The 20,072-nt window shown below is 66.1% G+C and carries 11 protein-coding genes and 2 pseudogenes; 2 read left to right on the top strand and 11 right to left on the bottom strand.

Features of this window, described 5'->3' with window-relative positions; genetic code table 11:
• Nucleotides 1–189: 189 nt before the first annotated feature.
• The 6 genes from ABZ576_RS33295 to ABZ576_RS33270 form a co-directional block, all read right to left on the bottom strand.
• Nucleotides 190–672, bottom strand: coding sequence for a hypothetical protein (locus ABZ576_RS33295; RefSeq protein ID WP_332885865.1), 483 nt, complete (start codon nt 670–672; stop codon nt 190–192).
• A 6-nt stretch (nt 673–678) separates the two neighbouring features.
• A complete protein-coding gene (locus ABZ576_RS33290; protein WP_360749503.1) occupies nt 679–7,590 on the bottom strand; it encodes a polymorphic toxin-type HINT domain-containing protein in 6,912 nt (2,303 codons plus the stop codon).
• Between the two features lie 129 nt (nt 7,591–7,719).
• On the bottom strand, nt 7,720–11,817 hold the full coding sequence (locus ABZ576_RS33285; RefSeq protein ID WP_360749500.1) for a LamG-like jellyroll fold domain-containing protein: 4,098 nt from the start codon (nt 11,815–11,817) through the stop codon (nt 7,720–7,722).
• Nucleotides 11,818–12,743: 926 nt separating this feature from the next.
• Nucleotides 12,744–12,908 (bottom strand): hypothetical protein, encoded by a 165-nt coding sequence (locus ABZ576_RS33280; RefSeq protein ID WP_360749497.1) that lies wholly within the window; start codon nt 12,906–12,908, stop codon nt 12,744–12,746.
• Nucleotides 12,909–13,228: 320 nt separating this feature from the next.
• Complete coding sequence (locus ABZ576_RS33275) at nt 13,229–13,375, bottom strand: hypothetical protein (RefSeq protein ID WP_360749494.1); 147 nt, start codon at nt 13,373–13,375, stop codon at nt 13,229–13,231.
• 124 nt (nt 13,376–13,499) lie between these two features.
• Nucleotides 13,500–13,769: a hypothetical protein gene (locus tag ABZ576_RS33270; protein ID WP_360749491.1), complete on the bottom strand. Its 270-nt coding sequence runs from the start codon at nt 13,767–13,769 to the stop codon at nt 13,500–13,502.
• Between the two features lie 231 nt (nt 13,770–14,000).
• Between ABZ576_RS33270 and ABZ576_RS33265 the strand changes: the two genes are divergently transcribed.
• Complete coding sequence (locus ABZ576_RS33265; protein ID WP_360749506.1) at nt 14,001–14,219, top strand: transposase family protein; 219 nt, start codon at nt 14,001–14,003, stop codon at nt 14,217–14,219.
• Nucleotides 14,220–15,590 carry an ISL3 family transposase gene (locus ABZ576_RS33260; RefSeq protein ID WP_360749488.1) on the top strand — a complete coding sequence of 457 codons (1,371 nt, stop codon included), beginning with the start codon at nt 14,220–14,222 and terminating at the stop codon, nt 15,588–15,590. It begins immediately after the preceding gene.
• Between the two features lie 86 nt (nt 15,591–15,676).
• Here ABZ576_RS33260 and ABZ576_RS33255 read toward each other — a convergent pair.
• The 5 genes and pseudogenes from ABZ576_RS33255 to ABZ576_RS33235 all read right to left on the bottom strand — a co-directional run.
• Nucleotides 15,677–16,045: pseudogene (locus ABZ576_RS33255) on the bottom strand (ISAzo13 family transposase); the annotation flags it as partial.
• A gap of 428 nt (nt 16,046–16,473) precedes the next feature.
• Nucleotides 16,474–17,055, bottom strand: coding sequence for a hypothetical protein (locus ABZ576_RS33250; protein WP_360749485.1), 582 nt, complete (start codon nt 17,053–17,055; stop codon nt 16,474–16,476).
• Between the two features lie 95 nt (nt 17,056–17,150).
• Entirely contained in the window at nt 17,151–17,714 is a 564-nt protein-coding gene (locus ABZ576_RS33245) for a dihydrofolate reductase family protein (RefSeq protein WP_360749482.1), read from the bottom strand.
• Nucleotides 17,715–17,832: 118 nt separating this feature from the next.
• Nucleotides 17,833–18,035, bottom strand: a pseudogene (locus tag ABZ576_RS33240) (endo-1,4-beta-xylanase); the annotation flags it as partial.
• Nucleotides 18,036–18,152: 117 nt separating this feature from the next.
• A complete protein-coding gene (locus tag ABZ576_RS33235) occupies nt 18,153–19,796 on the bottom strand; it encodes a glycoside hydrolase 43 family protein (RefSeq protein WP_360749479.1) in 1,644 nt (547 codons plus the stop codon).
• Nucleotides 19,797–20,072: the final 276 nt, after the last annotated feature.

The raw sequence follows: 20,072 nt of genomic DNA, 5'->3' as shown, positions 1-20,072 counted from the left end.
GCCCGGAGAGCAGCCATACGGCCCGGGACGAAGGCGATGAACCGCCACCCTCCGCCGTCCCCGTCCGCTGACGTTGCCGTCAACTACTGCCGTCACGCATCGCAGAAGCCCCGCCAGGACGCACCTGGCGGGGCTTCATTTTTGCTGCTGCTAACGGATCTTCTACTTACCCGTCCGCCTCATCGCCTGTCACTCTGCAAAAACAGGATTGAGCCAGACCGAAACCAGATCACCGTTGTCGACGCCCAATACAGTTCCGCTAGCGATTTGGACAAACTTAGCGCCGACGGCATTGTTCAGACGAATGGCGACCCACCCGGAGGAAGGATCATACGAAACCCGCCACCTGTCTCCAGGGACCTCGAAAGAAACCCCAGGCTCGAAGGAGTGGTCCGACGAGATGAATACCCGTCCGGGATTGAACTGTGGAGCAATCAACTCGGCCACCACACCCCGAACGTTTGGGAAGTATCCCCAAGCGAACAGAACTTCCCGAGACTCAATATCGACCTCAAGTTGGAGCGTGCCGATCAGCACACTTGCAACCCCCTTCGAGCCGAGCCTCTCGCTCAACGACTCCCCGCTCTGCGCACTGAAGGAGAATCCGTACTCGGACTCGTCATAGGTGAGAACACCCTCAAGAGGAGATCCGTCTTGGATGGAGAATTTCATTTCGGGCTAGCCTTTTGTGCTCTTGAAGAGGAAGTGAACGATCCTGTTGGAATTTGCGTCGATGTTGAGCTCCCAGATCCCGTTGCTTCCGTTCATCGCTCCGGGCGTTCTCCACTCGACAACTCCAGGAGCGCCACGGGAATCCATCCTGGGTGCGGATCCCTCCATGATTCCCCGAAGGAGCTGCCCATTGTTGCCGTTCATGTAAGGGCGTGCAGCCTTACCAAAGTTGGGGGCATCGACATCCCGAGTACCAGCAATGTCCCAGGTGTGGTTTTCGACGGTCTTGGTCATCGAAAGGTTCTCAACATCAATCTTGGCTGCGAGATCCGTGACGCCACAGTTCCCATTGCTGTTGTGAACGAGGACCGGCGTCTCCCCCGCCAGCACATAGTACGTGTGCAGGTCGCTGACGGTGAGGTTGTGCATGTCCGCGGAGCCGACGCGGACCTTCACGGCGGTGATCCGCACCGGCTTGTCGGACGCGGTGTTGAGCATGTGGCCTGGCTTGAGCTTGCCGGCCTGTACCCAGGTGTGGGTAGTGTCGTCCCAGAAAGGGTGCAGGGACGTCGTGCGGAGCGTCCGGGGCTTCCCGTGGACGTCCAGTACCTGCACGTCGATCAGGTCGTCATCGTGATTGACGAACGCGGCGGTGACCTTGCGTGAGCCCTTGTGCTTACCGCTTTCGGGATCACCGCTCTCGACCTGGTCGCCCGGCTTCACCTCGTCGATGGGCTTGGATGTGCCGTCGGCGAGGAGAACGAGGGTGTCGGGGTCGAAACTGCACGGGCCGCCTTCGTTCGACCCCCCTCGCCGGGCCCCACGACCGGCCACCCGGCCGAGTTGGCCGTTCCCTCCGACGAGGCCTGCGTCCGCTCCCGCAGCCATCAAGTCGAGGGGGTTGAACCAGTCTTTCCCGCAATCCCAGTCCGAATCGCAGGAGAACATCTTCGCCTTGACTCGCTTGAACTGAGCGAGACCGTCTCCCACCATGCAGTCGTAGTCGTCGCCACACTCATAAGCGACCCGGTGATTAAATCTTCTCGCGACTTGTTCAAGGTGGGGATTGTCGGCCGGGAAGTACACGCCGGGGTAGATCTTGACGTGCCACTCATCGTGCACCTTCACCATGTTGTTCGAGTCGCCATTGGCCGCAGCCGGCAGCGGACCCCTGTATCCCGCCCCGCTGGACCTGGGAGCGCCTACTCCGCCGGCTCCTTGTGGCGCCTTGGTGATGATTCCGCTGTCACCGCCCACCACGTTCCCTCGAGGCACGCCGATGCCGCACTGGTCGGGATGGCAGAGGCCGGTGGGGTCGCTCAGGGTGGCAGGGTTGTTGTTGGCGTAGCCGTAGGCGTTCAGGCTCTGTGGGTCGGCCGGGGCCATGAGCGGATCGACGCTGATGAACCGGCCGGTGACAGGGTCGTATTCGCGGGCGCCGAGGTGGGTGAGGCCGGTGTCCTGCGTGTCGTCGGTGCCTCCGACGAACCCCTTGGTTCCCGGCCAGGCGGTCGGCTTGGTTCCTCGGATGCCGCCGAAGGGCAGGGTGCGGCGCTGGGTGAGTTTCTGTGTGTCTGCCGCAATGGCGAGTTGAGCGGTGCCGTGGTGGTCGGCGAGGGTGAAGGAGATGGTGCCGTCGTTCTGCTGGACGGCCTGGTTGCCGCCGCTCAGGTCGAAATAGCGGGTGGCCCTGGGGGTGGTACTGCCCTTGGGCAGGGTGATTTCCGTGGCGCCGAGGTAGAGGGTGGTCCCGATGGGTGAGCGGGCTATGAGCCGGTTGCCGTCCGCGTCGTACAGGTACTCGGTGGTCTTGCCTGCGGCGGTCACCTTGGCGAGGTGGCCCTCCGGGTCCCAGGTGAGGTTCTGGCCGTCCCCGTTGAGTGTGCGGGTGGTGGTGTTACCCGTCTCGTCGTACGTGTAGCTGTCCTGGACGGTGCTGGCGGGGCCGGTGGTCGTCACCGAGGTCAGGGCGTGTGGCAGGGCCTTGCCGGGATCGGGGTAGGCGTAGGCCCGCTGGGTGTCCTTGGTGGAGTCGCCCGTGAGGTCATGCAGCGTCTCGGTGCGCCGGTTGCCGACCAGGTCGTAGGTGTAGGACTGCCAGTAGGGTGCGGGTCCGCCCAGGACGCTGCCGCTGGGGGTGGTGGCGCAGGTGGTGGTGTTCTGGGCCCAGGCTTCGGTCAGGCGGCGCAGGTAGTCGTAGGTGAAGCACTGGGTGTCGGTGCCGTCGCGGGAGACGTCCGACACGGACCGGACGTTGCCCGTCTCGTCGTAGTGGTAGGTGTTGCTCCGGTCGACGCCGGCGATGTTCTCGCGGTCCACGCGGGAGGTGGCCAGGCGCTGAGTACCCCACTCGTAGGTGTTGTTGACCTGAGTCTTTTTGCCGTCGTTGGTGGACAGTTCGTACTTGAGGGGCTTGCCAGTGAAGCTGTAGCCGGTGGTCGCCTTGATGCCCTGGCTGCCATCGAGGACGGTGGGGCGGAGGGTGGTGTCGTCGTAGGTGTAGGCGACGGTTGCTCCGGGCAGGGCGCCGGCTTTGGGGTAGCCGATGCCGGCGGTGAGCCCCGATGTCTTGTAGGACGTTGTCGAGAGGTAGGTGCCGGCCAGTTCCTTTTCCGCGGCCGGGATGGTGGTCGAGGTGCGCAGCGGCCGGTAGAGGTTGTCGTAGGCGACGACCTTGCTGGTGTAGGCGTTGCCGCCGTCGTAACGGGTGGCTTCGGCGAGCTGGCCCTTGGCGTTGGTGACGGTGTCGTACACCCACTTGGCGCGCAGGGTGCCGGTGGAGGACTTCTCTCTCACCTCGGTCTTGCGGCCGAGGTTGTCATAGCCGTACCACAGGCTCGGTGTATCCGGGCGATCGTCGTCGGGGGTATCGGGGCGGGCGTCGTCGGTGGTGATCAGCTGACCGCGGTCGTCATAGGTGCTGAGGGTGGTGCCCTTGTCGGGGTCGGTCGTTTTGATCTGGCGGCCGAGCAGGTCGTAGGTGTACGTCCACTTGTTGCCCGCGGGGTCGGTGACCATCTTGAGTTCGCCGCGGGGTGTGTAGTCGTAGGTGGTGGTGTCGTAGGCGGCGTCGATATTGCGGGCGTGGAGCTGGCGCAGTGCTGTGGTGTGGCCTCGTGCGTCGATGAGGGTGGTGGTGGCGGTGCCGCCCTGGGGCGGGATCACGGTGGTGCGGTCACCGTTGTAGACGGTCCGGGTCGTGGACAGTACGGTTCCGCCGTCACCGTTGCCGGCGATCTGTGTGGCTTCGGTCTGCCGGCCGAGACCGTCGTAGGTGTAGCGGTTCTGGGTCTCGACGTCGAGGGCGTCTTCCGGTTTGGCCAGGACGGTGGTCGGCGGCTTGACCGTGTAGTAGGTCGCGAATTGCTTGGCGACCTGGCCGCGTTCGTCGTAGAAGGTGTCGGCCAGGAGGCTGCCGCCGTTCGGGCCGGGGTCCTGGGTCTGGCGCGGGCGGAGGAAGCCGTCGTAGAGGGCGTAGGAGGTCAGCTGCTCGCCGCTGTTACCGAGTGTCCTGGTAGCGATCGCGACCGGCTTGCTGTCGCTAGTGGTGTAAGTGAACTCGTAGGACGGCGTCTGGCCGGTCAGGCGGTCGGCGAGCCAGACCTTGGTGGAGCGGCCCAGAGCGTCGTAGGCGAAGTTGGTCACCTTGCCGTTGGTGTCGGTCTGGGTCTTCGGCAGGTTGCGCAGGACGTCGTAGGTGACGCTCGTGGTCTGTGCGGTGGTCGTGTCGCCTGTCTTGGCCGGCGGTGTAGTGATGCTGACCTTGGTCGCGAAGCCGGTGGTGGGCTCCGGTGCGGTGGTGGTGGTCCGGCCGTCGGAACGGGTGGTGCGGGTGAGGGTACCGGCGGCGTTGACCTTGACGTCTGCCGTCAGGTCGGTGCTGGTGCGCTGGCGTCCGTACTCGTCGTAGGTGGTGCCGGACTCCAGGTAGACGGCCGTGGTGCCCTCGTACTGCTTGAGTACCGCGGTGTTGGTCGCATCGCCCTTGGTCGGGGCTGCGTCGTAGGCGGCGCCGTCATAGGCCGTGCGTACGTCGGAGATCACGTCGTCCGGCCGGCTGACCGTGTCGGAGCAGGACTTGGCCACCGTCTCGACGCGGGCGGGGCGGGTGAGGATGTTGGCCGTGGCGTTGGTGGCGTAGGTCGTGCGGGTGCAGGTGTTGTCGTCCCTGGTGCTGCTGTCACCGAAGTCGTCCACCTGGGTGGCGCGTCCGGCGACGGTGTCGTAGGTCGTGGCCGTGGAAGTGGTGCGCCAGGAGGTGCCGGCGCCGTTGTCCAGGGAGGTCCAGGTCTTGGAGCTGGAGGTGCCGATGAAGTTGGCAGTAACGGTCCCCCAATCCCTCACCTTCTTCGCTGTTTCGTGGTGCCAGGGTCTGCTCACGGTCTTGGCGAGGACCTTGCCGCTGGGGCCGGAGTAGGTGACCGTCCTGTACATGAAGCCGGCCGACGGTGCCTCGTCGGTGATCGGGTCGCCTTGGCCGTCGTCGAGTGTGACGGTGACGGTCTTGGTGCCGCCGCTTGTGTCTTTCCGGTCGCCGTCCATGCCGCGCAGGAAGTAGCTGTCCTGCTGGCTCTTCACCGCGGAGGCATCGCCCTGGCCGCCGGTGCGTACTCGCACATGTCCGTAGCCGCGCCACTGGGACCAGGTCTTGGACTTCTCCTTGGTAAGACCGTCGTCATCGTCATAGTGCCAGGCAGCGCCGTCGAGGTAGTCGTAGCTGGTGACCTGGTCAGGGGCACCACCGGTGCGGTCCGTGGCGGTGACGGAGGTGACGACGTATTTGTTGAACCACTTGCGCTCGGGGTCGTCGGTCGAGCTGCCGCCGATGTACTGCGGGAAGCAACGAGTCGTGTTCGTCTCGGGCGTGGGCAGTGCGTCCCAGGCGCATGCCGGTGCCGAGTAATTGACGTCGATCTGACCGCCGAACTCGTCGGCGACGGTGGACAGGCGTTCCTTGACGAAGGGCGGGTAGCCGTCGCCGGTTTTGTCCAGCCGGTTGGCCAGCTGGGTGTAGGCGAAGGTCGTCTTGGGCAAGGTGATCGCGGGATCGGCGCTGCGCCCGGTGTGCTGGACGGAATCGAGCAGCAGTTGGTAGTCGGTGTCGGACATCCCCCAGCGGTGGGTCATCTTCCAGGAGTCGACATCGTGGTAGGAGGTGCCGTTCCAGACCCGGGTGGTGACCTCGGTGAGCCGCTTGCGGGTGAAGAACACCGGCGCGAAGCGGCCCTCGTCGCAGTCCTCGTCTGAGTCGCAGTTCAGGTCCCACGGCGTGTCGTACCAGTAGAAGGCGTCGGTGGAGACGTCCGAGCACGTGGTGTGGTCATCGGGCAGACAGCGCTCGCTGCTGGTGAAGTCGACCTTGGCCAGAGGCTTGGTGCCGTAGACGGAGGAGGACTTCAGCCCGTATTCGATACGGTCCACAGTGCCGCCGCGCACGTACCGGGTGTTGTCCTTGGCCTCCAGGTCACGGCCGTAGGAGTTGGTCTCCTTGTCGTAGTAGTAGGCGATGGCGTTGCCGTGCGCGTCGACCGCGTAGTCGAGGTTCCACCGCCATGCCTGCTGGCAGTAGGAGTCGGCGAAGGTGGCGGCGTGGCAGGGCTCGTCAGTGTCGTCGCCGAAGACGGGGACGGTCCAGGTGGAGTCGGTGGTTTCCTTGCCGTCGGCCCAACCGGGCAGCCGGTTGTAGCCGAAGTAGTACTTGGTGCCGTCCGGCGTGGTGAGCCGCCAGTACTCGTTGTCGTCGTCACCGTTGCTGCGGTCGCTGGACGTCAGGTGGTCGATCTTCGTGCCGTCGTCGTTCTTGAGCTTCCAGGAGTCCTTGCCGCTGGGGACGAGTTCGCCGCCCTTGCCGTTGAAGGTGATGAAGGCGTTGTCGTAGCCCCAGCACAGGTCGGCGGGCTTGCTGCCGTCCGCGTGCTTGACACCGTCGTCGGAGCATGGCTTGTAGCGGCGTTCGATGTAGCCGGACCACAGCTCGAAGCCGTCACCCGCCCACGACGCCTGGTTATTGGTGTTGGCTGTACGACCGTCGACGGATCCGGATGAGTAGGACAGGCCCACCTTCGGAGCCAGGCCTCCGGGAACTTGCGGGGCCGGCATGTCGTATGACCAGGTGAACTCGCCGGTGTTGAGGCTCGTGTTCCACGTTGCCGAGGGAGAGAGCGATGTCGCCTTGTAGTCGCTCTGAGCACTTTGCGAGCCTGATACGGCTGCGAGCACCGTGGCAGAGCCGGCCTTCAAGCTTACGTTCTGAGCAGTCAGGGTCTGTTTCTCGGCATCATTGACTGCTGCGACCGGCTTGATGGAGCGGCAAGCGGCCTTGTCCGGCGTGGTGAGGGCGCAGGCGGGCAGCTCGACCATGGTGAGGCGGGAGGCGTAGCTGCCGCCGTAGGCATCGGCGAAGCCGGAGTAGTCGAGGTGGGCCTGAACACGGCCTGCCTGCCCGGCCTTCGCTCTGCTCTTGGTCTTCAGGGTGAACAGCAGGCCGTCGATGCCTGCTTTCTGCGCCGTCTTGTGGCTGAGCAGGCGGGCCTCGATGCCCCCGCGGAAGGGCTTCTTCCGCGCCGCGCCCTGGGCGTCGAGTGTCAGCGGCAGGCCCTTGACACGGACGGATGCCCTGGGGCTCTTTGCGTCGGCGGAGGGAATGTGCAGCACCGTGGTCGCTGCTTCGGGCCAGGCGGCATCGGGCGCTGCCTTCGGGGTCCGTGGCCCCTTCATCAGGGTGCGCGGCTTGACCTTGCCTGTGGTGGTGGCGACCGGTCGCTCGGAACTGGGCAGGCCGGGCCGCCCCTTGCCGTTGTCCGCGGCAAGAGCCGGCTGCGTCACTCCCTGCAGGAGCGTGCCCATCATCACCGTGGCCGAAGCCAGTGCGAGGCGTCGCCGGAGTTTTGCGAAGCGCATGCTCGATCTGCCGTTCATCGTGTCCTACGTCCTTCGCTGCGGTGGTCCGCGTGTATGCCGAGCGCACGGTGGAGCGGAAGTGAGGTTGGGAGGGCAAGCCTGGGAAGGGGCCGGGCGGGCCCTGCGTACGAGGGCCCGCCGGATGCATCAGCCCGCGCCGGGGACGTCGGTTGGCATCCCGGGCTGTCCGATGGCCAGCAATTCGATCTGCGCGTCCGTCAACGCGCCTTGGAAGGCCCACATGTCGGAGACAACGCCCGGCCAGTACTCTCCCCAGGTGCTTGCTCCGGTCTTGGCCCGGCCGAGTTGCATGGGCTGCGCTGACTTGAAGGCCAGGACGTCGTCCGCCCAGGAGAATTTGTCCGTGCAGGCGGGGTCGTCTGCGTCCCCGTCGCTGTCGTTGTCCTTGCAGGCGACTACTTCCGGTTCACCGTTGACGTACAGCGTCAGGTGTTTGGAGAAGCCGTCGTAGACGAGGGCCAGGTGCGTCCATTCCGTGGGGCTGAAGAACTGACTGTTGTCGACTTGGGTGACGGTGGCAGTGCTGGTGTCGGCTGCGGCCATCGCGATCCGCCATCGGCCGGGGTCGGAGCCTGGTGTGTCGCTGGGCTCGTAGCGGACCGTGAAGGCGCTCTTCGTGGTTCCGGGGACGCTGAGCAGGGTCACGCCCTTGGTGGGGATTGCTGCCGCCTGGGCCCATGCGGTCACGGTGAAGCTGCTACTGGTGTCGACCGGAACGGCGGAGGTCACTGCGTAGTCGTTGACGCCGTCGAGGCTTACTCCGCCGTCGACCCAGCCTGCACCAAGCTTGACATCACCGTAGAGGGTCATGTCATTGGACCAGGCGGAGTTGTCAGGGGTTACGAGCGGCGAGCCGGACGCTTTCTCGAATGTCCAGCGTCCCTTGACCAGCGGTCGCTGTCTGAACAGTTGCTGGGCCTCCTGGGCTGAGGTGGGCCGGTCGAAGAGCCGGACGTCGTCGATCTGACCGGGGAAGAAGGAGCCGGGCTGGCCGTCGTAGGAGCCTGCGCCAATCTGGACCGCGCCGCCCGCGTACCAGTTCGCCTGCAGGTCTGTCTCCCCAGCCTTGACGCCGTTGACGTACAGGATCAGCTTGTTGGCGACCGTGTCGTGCACCCCCACCAGGTGCGTCCACGTGTCGCCGTAGGCGACCTGTCCGTCGGCCTGCATGGCACGGACCGGAGTGGCGTCCGCAGAGTCGGCCGAGTACTCGCTGACCACCCACCGGTCGAACGCTTTGGAGTAGTACAGCTCCAGCCCCGCGCGGTGGGTGCCCGCCTGCGTGGCGACGACGGCCGCGTGGTCGGGTTTGGTCTTGGGCAGTTTGGCCCAGGCTGAGATGGCGAAGCTGCTCTGGTTGTTCAGGACGGGCCGGCCTGTGGTGGCGTAGTCGTCGGCTCCGTCCAGTGCCAGCGACTTGCCCGCGATGCCTGGCTGCCCGGGCTTGGCCCCGTTCATGAGGGTGGCGTCCGGAACCTCTGCCCTGCCGGTCAGCTGGGTGGCGTCGGCCGCCTCGTCCATCGAAAACGCCGCTCTTGCGGGACGGCCCACGGACAGGGACGATTTCCCGTACAGCTGGGTCACCTCGGCGGCCGACAGCGGCTTGTCGAAGATCTGCACCTCGTCGATCGCACCGGGAAAGAAGTTCGTCCTGCCCCCGTTGAGGCTCGCCGCACCGAACTGCAGACCGCGCCGTGCGTCCCACGGGGAACTGTAGGTAGCGGTGCCCGCGAGCTGGTTGTCGATGTACAGCTTGAGTTCATCGCTGCCGGAGCTGTAGGTGCCCACGAGGTGGGTCCATTCGCCGGCTTTGACACCGCCGCCTGTGGCGGGCATGGCCTTGACACTGCTCGCATCAGGCGTGTCGGCGGTGTGCTGGCTGAACACCCACCGGTCGTAGCCGGCGGAGTAGTAGATCTCGAATCCGGGTGAGTTGTTGCCGGGTTGGGTCACCGCGACGGCCGCATGGTCGGGGACGGCCGCCAGGTTGACCCAGGCCGAGACGGAGAAGCTGCCGGCGGTGTCGATGGCAGGGATGTCGGTGGCCGCGTAGTCGTCCACACCGTCGAACGACACCGCCGTCGCCTTGGCCCCAGCCACATGCGGCGTGGCGCCGCCGCCCAGTGCCACGGTGCGTGCCGGGGCTGTCCCTTGCACCACTGATACGCTGGTGGCATCGTCCATCTGCCACATCCCGCGCTCCGGCTGCCCGGCCTTGGCCCGGAAGGCATAGGTGCGGATCTCGCTGGCGTTGCCGGCGGCGTCGAACGCTTTGGCGGTCACAAAGTTCAGCCCCGGCTTGGCGGGAAGGATCTTCGTGATCTTGGCTGCTCCGCCCGTCGTGGTGAGGGTGTTCTTCGACGAGGGGTCCTCATTGACGCCGAAGGAGTACTTGACCACATCGCTGTTCGCGCCCTTGAGCTCGAAGGACCCGTACTTGCCCACGCCGTCGAACCATGGATCATCAGGGTTCTCAGGGTCCGAGGCCGGGTACTCGCCGGACGAGATCGTCGGCGCCTTGGGCACAGACGTGTCGTAGACGAGGTAGCAGCCGGTCGCACCTCCGGTGTACGACCACGGCGAATACTGCGCTCCGTCGTAGGAGCGGACGTACCAGTTCACCGTTTTGCTGGCCGGGATCGATGTGGGCAATGAGACCGCGAAGTAAGAACCCGACTTCTTGTACTTGGTCAGTGGCGGCTTCCAGCGGGCGATCATGCCCTTGCCGTCCCCGGTATCCCACTTTGCCTGGAACTGAACGGCGATGTCCTCACCGTCGGGATCCGTGACGTCGTACGCGTAGATCTTGCCCAGGGTGCGCACCCGTGGTGCGTCCGACGGTTTCTTGCACGTGCCGCCGTATTCCATCCGCAGCTTATCCATCTTGATCTGTGACGGCGGCCGGTTGTACGTGACCCGCAGATAGGCGTCGTCCGAGAACCGTTTCCAGCCGTACTCGTCGGACTCGTCGCTGGCTCGGAGGCCGAACGTCATCGTCGACCACTTCTTGTCGGCGGCCTGCTGCACGGCCGACTTCACATTGAACTCGGCGTCCTTGGCCGCGCACCCCTCGAAGCCGTAGGCGAACGAGTCGGTCGCCAGATGATCGATCCAGAAGCCTGACTCGCTCTGGGAGTTCCACGTCGTCGAGGACGAGATGCCTCTCGTCCGCCACAGCTGCACACCCCGCGCGCTGCAGGAGGCCGACCACGTGTTGCGGACAGTGAACTCCGCCGAGAGGATGTCCGTGCCGACGTACTTCGAGACCGGGATCTGGTAGAAAAGCCGCTTCGTGTCGTAGGGCTTGCAGTAGTACCAGCCGCAGTAGCCCATGCCGGCGTCCGGGTCACCGTTGAACTTCCACTGCGGAGAGGACGCCCAGTACTTCGACGCCACCGTCCACGCCGTGGCCTTGGGCGCGTCCCACTTCGGGTCGATGAAGACCGGATACACCGTGTCCCTACCGTGAAGGACCTCGCTGTCCGGTGTCAGCACCAGCTCATCTTGGCTCGCTGGAACCTCCACGCCGACCGGGGCCAGTTTGCCTGACTCCGCCGCGGCCGGTTCCGCGTCATCGCCGGAGGCTGTCGTCGCCCTCGGCGCCGCCAGAGGCTGTGCACTTGCCGTCTTCTGCGTCGAGGCACCTCTGCTGGAGTCCCACATCAGCGGCTGCGCCGCCTCGAACACCGGACCGCCGGCGCCCTGGTCCACAGCCTGCAGGCCCCCGGCGCTGGTCTCCTTCACATCCATACCGTCCGCAGCCAGCTTCAGGCGCAGTTCGGCCAGTTCCTTGCTGGAAGCGGCTTCGGCCGACTTCACGACCAGGAGTTGAGTGAAGCCGTCCTGCTGTGCCCCCAACCGCAGGTCAACGCCCGGCAGGACGTCCGGATAGGTCGCGGTGTCCCCCTGGAGCTGCGGAGTGGGCAGCTTTCCCGGCCACGACAGGGCCAGCTCCCGTCCCGCCTTCGTCATCCTCACCATCGGGACATCACCGCCGCCGGAGAACTCCAGGCCGATCGTGGTGACCTTCGGTGCGACCATCCCGCCGCCCGTCTGCACCAGGTCGGTGTCGATGGCCTTCCACACACCGTCCACGCGTGCCCGAACGGGGCGAAGGTGCTCGCGAGCCTGGAGTCTGCCGTCCGGATTGGCAAACACCTCGCTGCTCTCGCCCCTCAGGGAGGTGATCTCCACAGGCTGGCCCGACTTCTTGGCCCGGGCCATCGCCACAGCCTCAGTGGCAGCAGCTGACTCGGTATCCCCCGCAGTCGAGAAGTCCGACCCCCGGGCCACCGATGTGCTAGTGGATGTGGCTCCCACCGCAGCCGTTGACGGGAGAAGACCCAGCCCCACTGCGGCACAGACCGCTCCAGCAACGCACCATCGTCTCCCCGCAGGCATGACACACCCTCCCCACAGGGCCTCCCCAGACCCTGCCCACATGTAATCGACCTCTTACGGATCGTGCACATGACGGTAAACGTGAGTTCGAGGAGAGGGCTAGGTCTCCTGAAACGGACATCGCACCCCGGACAATGCAAAGAGACCCAGATCCACCAGTGACTTGGACCACAGAATGGCAATTCTGTTACGGACGGCCGTTGGCGCAAATCACATCCCCACCGAGACGGAACCGGCCACACAAAGACCTGATCCGCCCTGGCGTCCCGTGTTGTTCCTGAGCCTCCCGGGTAGGTAACGTCCGGGCGATGAGGCCGCCGGGCACGACTGTTGATCGAGATATGCGGAACGAAAATACGTGCCGCCGAGATTCCACTCGCGGCAACCGGAATCGGGCAAGCCCTTCTCAGCTTGAGCGGAAACCAGCCACGGTAACAAAGACACGATGTGCTCGGCCTGATGACGAGCAACCAGCAACAGTCAGAGACGATCGCGCTCCCCAGTGACCCCTACCAGGCGGTGCTCAGGTAGCTGCCCGGGACGACAAACCAGGGAGCGTTGACGACGGCTTCGGCCGCCTAACTGCAGTGCGGTGCGCTGCGGCAGCAATTAGGCGGCGATGAGGACATCCGTCACGCGACCGCCATAACGCATGCCGGTACGAAGGGGCAGGCCCGGCCGGATACGGTCGGCGAACTCTTGGTCGACCATGCCATACAGCTCGCCACCGTGCAGCGGCGCGGACGCCGTCACGCGTAGCCCCGCGCTGGCGGCGGCCGGGAGTGGGCCACGGCCGCGCGAAGGGCCTGCGCGATCGGCGTCATCATCACCAGGCTGAACGGCAGCTGGAGCGTGACCAGGTGGTGCTCCGTCCCGCTGACGGCTTCGGCGGCCAGAGCGAGCAGTTCCTCCACTGTAAAAGTCTCCTGTTAGTCCCACCCACGTGGCGATCCCCTACCGCTCGTGTCGGCGACGACGCGCAGTGCGTGCTTGCTCCACATCCGCCGGGGGCTGTGCACGTCGCGCCATACGACCGTCTATCCCGTCTCGAAGCTGCGCACCCCCTTCACTCCAGCCGGAGGCCGGAAGATCCGCTACGCTCCGCCGCCTGACGGTCCTTCCGGCTGCGCCTCCAGAACCGTTGGGCTCGCTAACGCGGGCCAGGCTGGCAACGAGAGCCTGGGGGCTCGGGCAGTGCCTGGTGGCTGGCGGTCATCAGGCCTGCCTCATGTGGTCAGCGTCTGCGGGCCCAGCCGGAACCGATACCTGCCACGTGCAGCGCCAGAGCAGTCAGCCCCAGCAGCATCACGTTCGTCGAAGAGAACACATCATTGGTGCTGAGCTCCGCTGCGTTGATCAGAAACGACACGAAGAACAGCACCGCCGCGACTATGCCGAGTATGACGAGCTCCTCTCAAAGGGGGTGAAGCCCGTATGCCCGGCCACCGCCACCACAGACGTAGGAACGCTTTGAAGCCGGTGTCGCTCGGCGCGAGCTGGTCGGCTCACGCGGCGGAGCCTGAGGCGTGGGCGTGACGAGGACTTCCTGCCTTATTCGAGGCCGCGTGATGCACGGGCCGGCCCGTCTCGGGGACTTCCAGACGCCTCAGGGACGAGGCGGCGGTGACGAGGAGCCCGGTGAAGACGGCCAGGAGGAGGACGGACACCCACATCTGCCGACTCCCCGGCGCCTGCCAGCTGGTCCAGGTGGCGCACACCGCCCACAGCAGGGCGCCCCCGGCGTAGAACGAGCGGACCCGGTGCAGTTGCCGCACGGCCCGTAGGATCACGATGCGTTCGGTCTTCGCTGCGGCGGGCCGCGGAACGCTTTCAGGTCAGCCACACCACCGCCGCACGCTGGGCGAATCGATACCGGCAGCTGGGCGAGGGCCGGGGGCTTCGTAGCCGTAAATCATCTCGCCGTGGTGGGCAGCCCGTCCGCATAGCGGGCAGCCTTCTGGTTGTGTTCTGTTGAACTGGCCCAGCTGTTACCGCAGTTGGCGGAAGTGCTGGTGGTCTCGGTCGATGTCTCTGGTCCGGTTGTGGTGGTCTCTGCCCGTACGAGATCGCACCCTCCGGCGGGGTGTACGGGGTGCGGCGTGCTGAGTACGTGGGTGCACAGCCGCTACGTACGGCATCTCGCCGATGTCGCGCTGGGTGGCCGACCGGTCCGGATCGACCTGAGCGTGCGCCGTCTGTGTTGCGAGAACTTGGCCTGTTCGTAGGTGACGTTCGCCGAGCAGGTGCCGGGTCTGACCGTGCGCTATCAGCGGCGTACGCCGCTGCTGCAGCACCTGGTCGAGGCAGTGGGAGTGGTGCTGGCCTGCCGGGGCGGGGCCAGGATGCTGCGCATCCTCGGCATCAGGTTGTCGCGGTGCACGGTGCTCTCCCAGCTGATGCGGGTGCCGCTACCACCGCTGGTCACGCCCCGGGGGCTGGGCGTGGACGACTTCGCGCTGTACGGCGAGAGCTACGGAACCCTCCTGGTCGACGCCGAGACCAGACTGCCGCTGACGCTCTGGGAGGGCAGAGACGCCGAACAACTCAGCCGGTGGCTCCGCGAGCATCCCGGCGTTGAGATCGCCTGCCGCGACGGGTCGCTCACCTACCGTCAGGGCATCGCCGACGGCGCCCCCGACGCCCTGCAAGTCAGTGATCGCTTTCACCTGTGGCAGGGCCTGTCCCGGCGTGTTCAGGACGTCGCCGCCGCCCACCGCGGCTGCCTGCCCGAAGCCCTCCCCGCCCCCGAACCGGACGAGCCCGAGCCCGCGGAAGGCCGGGAACCGGAACCCGGAGCAGCGGATACCCCGGCTGCCCGTAATGCCCGGCGGCTGTTCGAGGCCGTGCATGCACTCACCGGGACCAGCCGGTCCTACAGCTCCATCGCCCGTGAACTCGGCCTGGATCGCCGCACAGTGCGCAAGTACGCCCGGGCCTGCACCTGGCACGACGCGGTCCGCCGGCCACCGCGCAAACCCTCGACCCTCGATCCCTACCTCGACTACCTGCAGCAACGCTGGGACGAGGGTGAGCACAGTGCCACGATCCTGCACCAGGAACTCGTCACCAAGGGCTACCTGGGCCACTACCAGCGCGTGAAGATGGCCGTTGCACCGCTCCCTCGCGGCCTGCCCCTGGACCAGCCGCGCGAGCGTCCGCCCTCCCCTCGCGAGGCCGCACGCTGGATCATCACCGCCCCCGACCGGCACAGCCAGCAAACCGCAGAACGCCTACAGCGTCTCCTTGAGCACTGCCCCGAGCTCCGCCGGACCCACGAACTGGTACGCCAGTTCGCCGCCATGCTCGAGTCACGTGACGCCGCACCACTGCCGGGATGGCTCGACAAACTCACCACCAGTGGACTGGCCCCACTCGTGGGCGCCGCGAAGGCTCTGCGTGAAGACCAGCACGCGGTCATCAAGGGGATCACTACCCCGTACAACTCCGGGGTCAACGAGGGCCGCATCACGGACGTGAAGCTCCAGAAAAGGATCACGGCGGGACGCGCCGGCGTCCCGCTCCTGCGCCACCGCGTCGTCCTGATCGCCCATCTTCGCCGCCACTATGCGGACGGGCTGCCCACCACGGCGAGATGATTTACGGCTACGAAAATCTTGCCAGAGCCGCTTCAGCTCGTACGCCGACAGTCTGCGCTCACCCTGTGCCCCTGACGGGTCAGCTAGCCTGCGAGGTTCCTGGTCGACTTCACCGTCCACCGCAGCGGCGACATCGGATCGCCCCGCTCGCCAGATTCCACCAGCGCCAGCAGCGCAGCTCGCAGACCCGGATCAAGGTCCACGGCCTTCTTCCGACCGCCACCGGGCCTGCGAACCCGACCCAAAGGCTCTCCGCCGGCCTCCAACTCGTCCACGCCTTTGCGGACCGTTGACTCGCTGACCTGGCCTGCCCGTGCGACTACCCGGATACCGCCGTACCCCAGGATCCGAGCCCCGGCCCCCACCAGCAGCCGCCGCTGCCGCTCGTCCAGGTGCGAGAACAACACCTCGAACTTCACGGCGAGTTGATCGTGGATCTCATCGGAGACGCTCATAGCACAACAACGAGCCGAACCAGGCGAAGCAACACCTTGATTCTCTGCGAGCCCTTAGTGTCGCCGTCAATACGTGGGAAGCCCCACCAGAAGGTATTCTGGTGGGGCTTCCGGTTTGCGATTGATTGCAGGCACCTTCAAACGCCTTCATTCCCCACAAGGGGGTTCGAATCAGGGTGCGAAATTAGGCCCTACACAGCCCGAAACGCTGGAATCTCGACTTCCAGGGTCGACGCGGAATTCATCCTCTCGACCCTCGAGAATGAATCCAAAGCATTCCCTCAGTGCTTCATTTCCGAAATCGATCGGATGGAAAGGCAAATCGTAACCCGCCTCACTTCGAACAGAATGCACACTTTCCCAGAAGGGGACTTCGAACGCGAGATGTTCACCTACATCCTCGATTACCCCAGCATCCGGGCTCACACTCAGAGACCTAAGTAGACGACCATTAGACCAGACCGCGAAAGCGCCCCAGTCCTCACGGTGCAGGCCGGCGCGGCGAGGTCGACCCGGACGGGGACGGTGGTGCACAGGTCGACGCCGGCGGGGCGCGCGCTGGTGAGGAAGGCGCCGAGACCGGTGACCGTCCGCAGAGCCGACGCGGAGGCCTCGGCGCACTGCTCGGGGGCCCGCTCCAGGACCGTGGAGAGGGTGATGCCCTGCTTGGAGTAGCGGTCGGCGGGGACGAGCTGGTCGCCGTGCTCCTTGCCGAAGTCGACGATCGTGGCCTTGTTCGGTGGCGTCCACGGAGTCCACGAGCTGGACGCCGGGGGCGAAGGTGTGCGGGTGGGCTGGGCCGCCGGCCTGCCGCCCCGGCCCAGGAGCGCGGCGCCGAGCACGGAGCCGGCCACTACCAGTACGCCAGTGGCCGGTCCGGCGACCTTGAGCAGTCCGTTCCCGATCCTGGGGCTCTGTACGAAGGCGGCCTGCTGTTCTGCCCGGGTCTGGCCGGCAGCTGCGGTGATCTTGAGCGTGCGGCGCACCTGGGCACCGCCGGTGCCCGCCACGGATCACTCGCGCGGTCCGGCCGCGCCGGGTCCAGGAAGCGCAATCATGAGGCGCCCGTGAGACGAACAGTCGGCGCGTTCACTCTTCCGGGCGCTCAGTGCCTCGTCTCGTACCTGGTCAGGATGACGCCGCAGGGAAGCGTCCGCGTCTCCACCAGTTTCAGGTTCACCCAGCTGTCCAGCGCGGTGAAGAACGGCGTGCCGCCGCCCACGAGGACCGGCGCGGTGGCCAGTAGGTACTCGTCGATCAGCCCGGCCCGCATGGCGGCCCCGGCGAGCGTCGCGCCGCCGATGTCCATCGGGCCGCCGTCCTCGGCCTTGAGCCGGGTGATCTCGGCGACCGCGTCGCCAGTGACCAGGCGGGTGTTCCAGTCGACCTTGTCGATCGTCGAGGAGAAGACCACCTTCGACATGTCCCGCCAGCGGCGGGCGAACTCGATGTGCGCCGGGGTGGCGTTGGGCTGCTGGTCGCCGGTCGGCCAGTAGGAGCTCATCGTCTGCCACAGCTTGCGCCCGTACAGCGTCAGGTCGGTCGCCTCCAACTGGTCGGACCAGAACTGGAACAGCTCGTCGCTCGGCACGCTCCAGCCGATGTCGTCGCCGGGCGCGGTGATGTAGCCGTCCAGGGTCAGGTTCATGCCGTAGATCAGTTTCCGCATGGCGCCAGCCTTCTGTGAGTCGGTCTCACGCGTACAGACCGGCGCGGCGCGGGAGACTCATCGGTGCGCGCGATCCGAGCTCGCAGCTCGGTGACTCAGCCCGTAATGGTCGCACGCGACGCACCATGCGGTAGACGCCCTGGGTCTTCGCGTGGCTCCGGTTCTCGAGTCGTAGTCGTTGCAGCAGAGCTTGGCCGACGAGTCGGCCGCCCGGGCGGTGCGGGAGGCCTCCTCGATGAAACGGTCGCCCAGCAGTTTCCGGCGGACCGAGGGGCGGTGTGCTCCGCTGCCGCCGTCGTGGAACGCCTCATTGACCACGTCCCCGGGCATCCCATCACCGCCCCATCGCGGCGTCGGCCAGCAGGCCCAACGCAAGGGCTCGGCGTCGGCCACGTCTGTTCGGAGGTTTCAGAATTTTCCTTCCGCGGCGGACGCCGGTCAGGGCGTGGACAGTTCGAATCGCGCGACGCGAACGGAGCCGCCGAGCGCCTGCGTGGCGTAGTTGAAGATGGCGAACCGGTACCCCATGAAGAACTGCCAGGTGTTGCCCATGGTGAAAGCCGGGCCCAGGCGGGTGAAGTTGATGCCGTCGGTGCTGTAGGAGAAGGTGCCCGGGCGGGGCGCGCCGGGGCGGATGTCGGCGCCCGCCCGCAGCCAGACGCGGCCGCCCGAGAGGGCGGCGCTCGCGACCTCCGTACCGGTGCCGGTGGTGTTCCAGTTGCCGTCCATGGTCAGGCCGTTCATCATCACCACCCTGGTCGTGCCACCGTCGCGTTTGATGCCGATCCATGCGGACGAGTCACGCAGCAGCGCGAGCCCGGCCCGGTCGCCGTCCCTCATCGCCGAGTAGTCGAGCTGGATGGTCGCGGTGGAGGTGGGGCCCTGAATCCGGTGGGTGAGAGTGTTCCGGGCCCAGTACAGGTCGTTCGTGACCGTGGCGGTGCTCAGGGTCAGGCCGTTGCTGACGGACCACTTGCCGTTGTCCGGGTTGTGGTTCCATTCCCATGCCGGTTTGAGGGTGGTTCCGTCGAAGGTGTCGACGCCGGTGAGCGGCCTGACCTGCCGGGGCGGGGGCGGGACGACCGGACTGGGGTACGAAGTGCCCCAGGCGCCGCTGACGAGTTGCACGACGGGCCAGCCGTCCGAGGTCCATGTGATCGGAGCCAGGACGGGGATCCGCCCGCCGGGGTACGCGTCCACGAAGGCCATGTAGTGCCAGGCGCCGTTCTGGGTCTGCACGAGCCCGCCCTGGTGCGGCACCCCGCCGCCGGAGACCGGGCCGCGCAGGTCGAGGAGGACCTGCCGCATCGTGTAGGGGCCGAAGGGGCCGCTGGTCGACTTCAGGATGTACTGGCCGTTGGCGGGGCGGGTGAGGAAGATGTAGTAATTCCCGTTGATCTTGTAGAACCGGGAGCCCTCGAGGGTGCCGACGCTGGACGGCGTACTGAACACCTGCTGTGTGCGCACCTGGCTGCGGCCGTCCGCGGAGAGCTGGGCCACGCTGATGGTGGTGTTGCCGTACGCGACGTAGATGGTGTCGTCATCGTCGATGAGCATCCCCGCGTCGTAGTACGCGTTGTTGATCGTCGTGAGTCTGCTCCAGGGCCCCTCCACGGCGGTGGCGGTGTAGATGTACGTCTTGGCGAAGTCGATCTGACCCAGCCAGTAGAACGTCCTGTTGCTCGGCCGGTAGGCGAGCGATGACGCCCAGATGCCCCTGACGTAGCCACGGGCTCCGTTCAGGTCGTATTTGGCCCCGAAGTCCAGGACCGGCACCGAGTGGCCGGCGAACTCCCAGTTGACCAGGTCGTATGAGCGGAGGATGGGCGCCCCCGGCGAGTAGTGCATCGTCGAGGCCGAGTAGTAGTAGGTGTCGCCGACGCGGATGATGTCGATGTCCGCGAAGTCCTGCCAGATCACCGGGTTCGTATACGACGCGGCGGCCGAGAGCGTCGGCGCTTCGGAGGGTGTGGACGCGGCGGCGCGCGTGGGCCACGTGGCGGGCAGGGCGGCCCCGGCGATCAGACCGGTGGCTGTCGCCAGTGCTCCGCGACGGGTATGCCTTTGACCGAGCCATGACATATCGATCTCCTGGTGCGGTGAGGTGAAAGGCGTGCCGGGCTCGCCACGCGAACTGCCGTGTGTGCCATTCCGAGCCGATGTGTGGGGCGTGGCGAGAGCCTTACCGGTACGGATGGTGCGGGTGCTGTCGTGCTGGTCTGTGCGAAAAGCGCGAACCGCTTCCGTCATGCCATGTTCGATAGCTCGAACACAATCCGACTCATCGGACGCCTTGGATGATAGAAGCCTCACGGGAAGCGTCAATACCTCTGGCGCAGCTCGGTTTTCGCCCGTGCG

This window comes from Streptomyces sp. NPDC013455, assembly GCF_040632975.1.
Taxonomy (GTDB): Bacteria; Actinomycetota; Actinomycetes; order Streptomycetales; family Streptomycetaceae; genus Streptomyces.
This window is presented reverse-complemented; position numbering and strand designations above follow the sequence as displayed.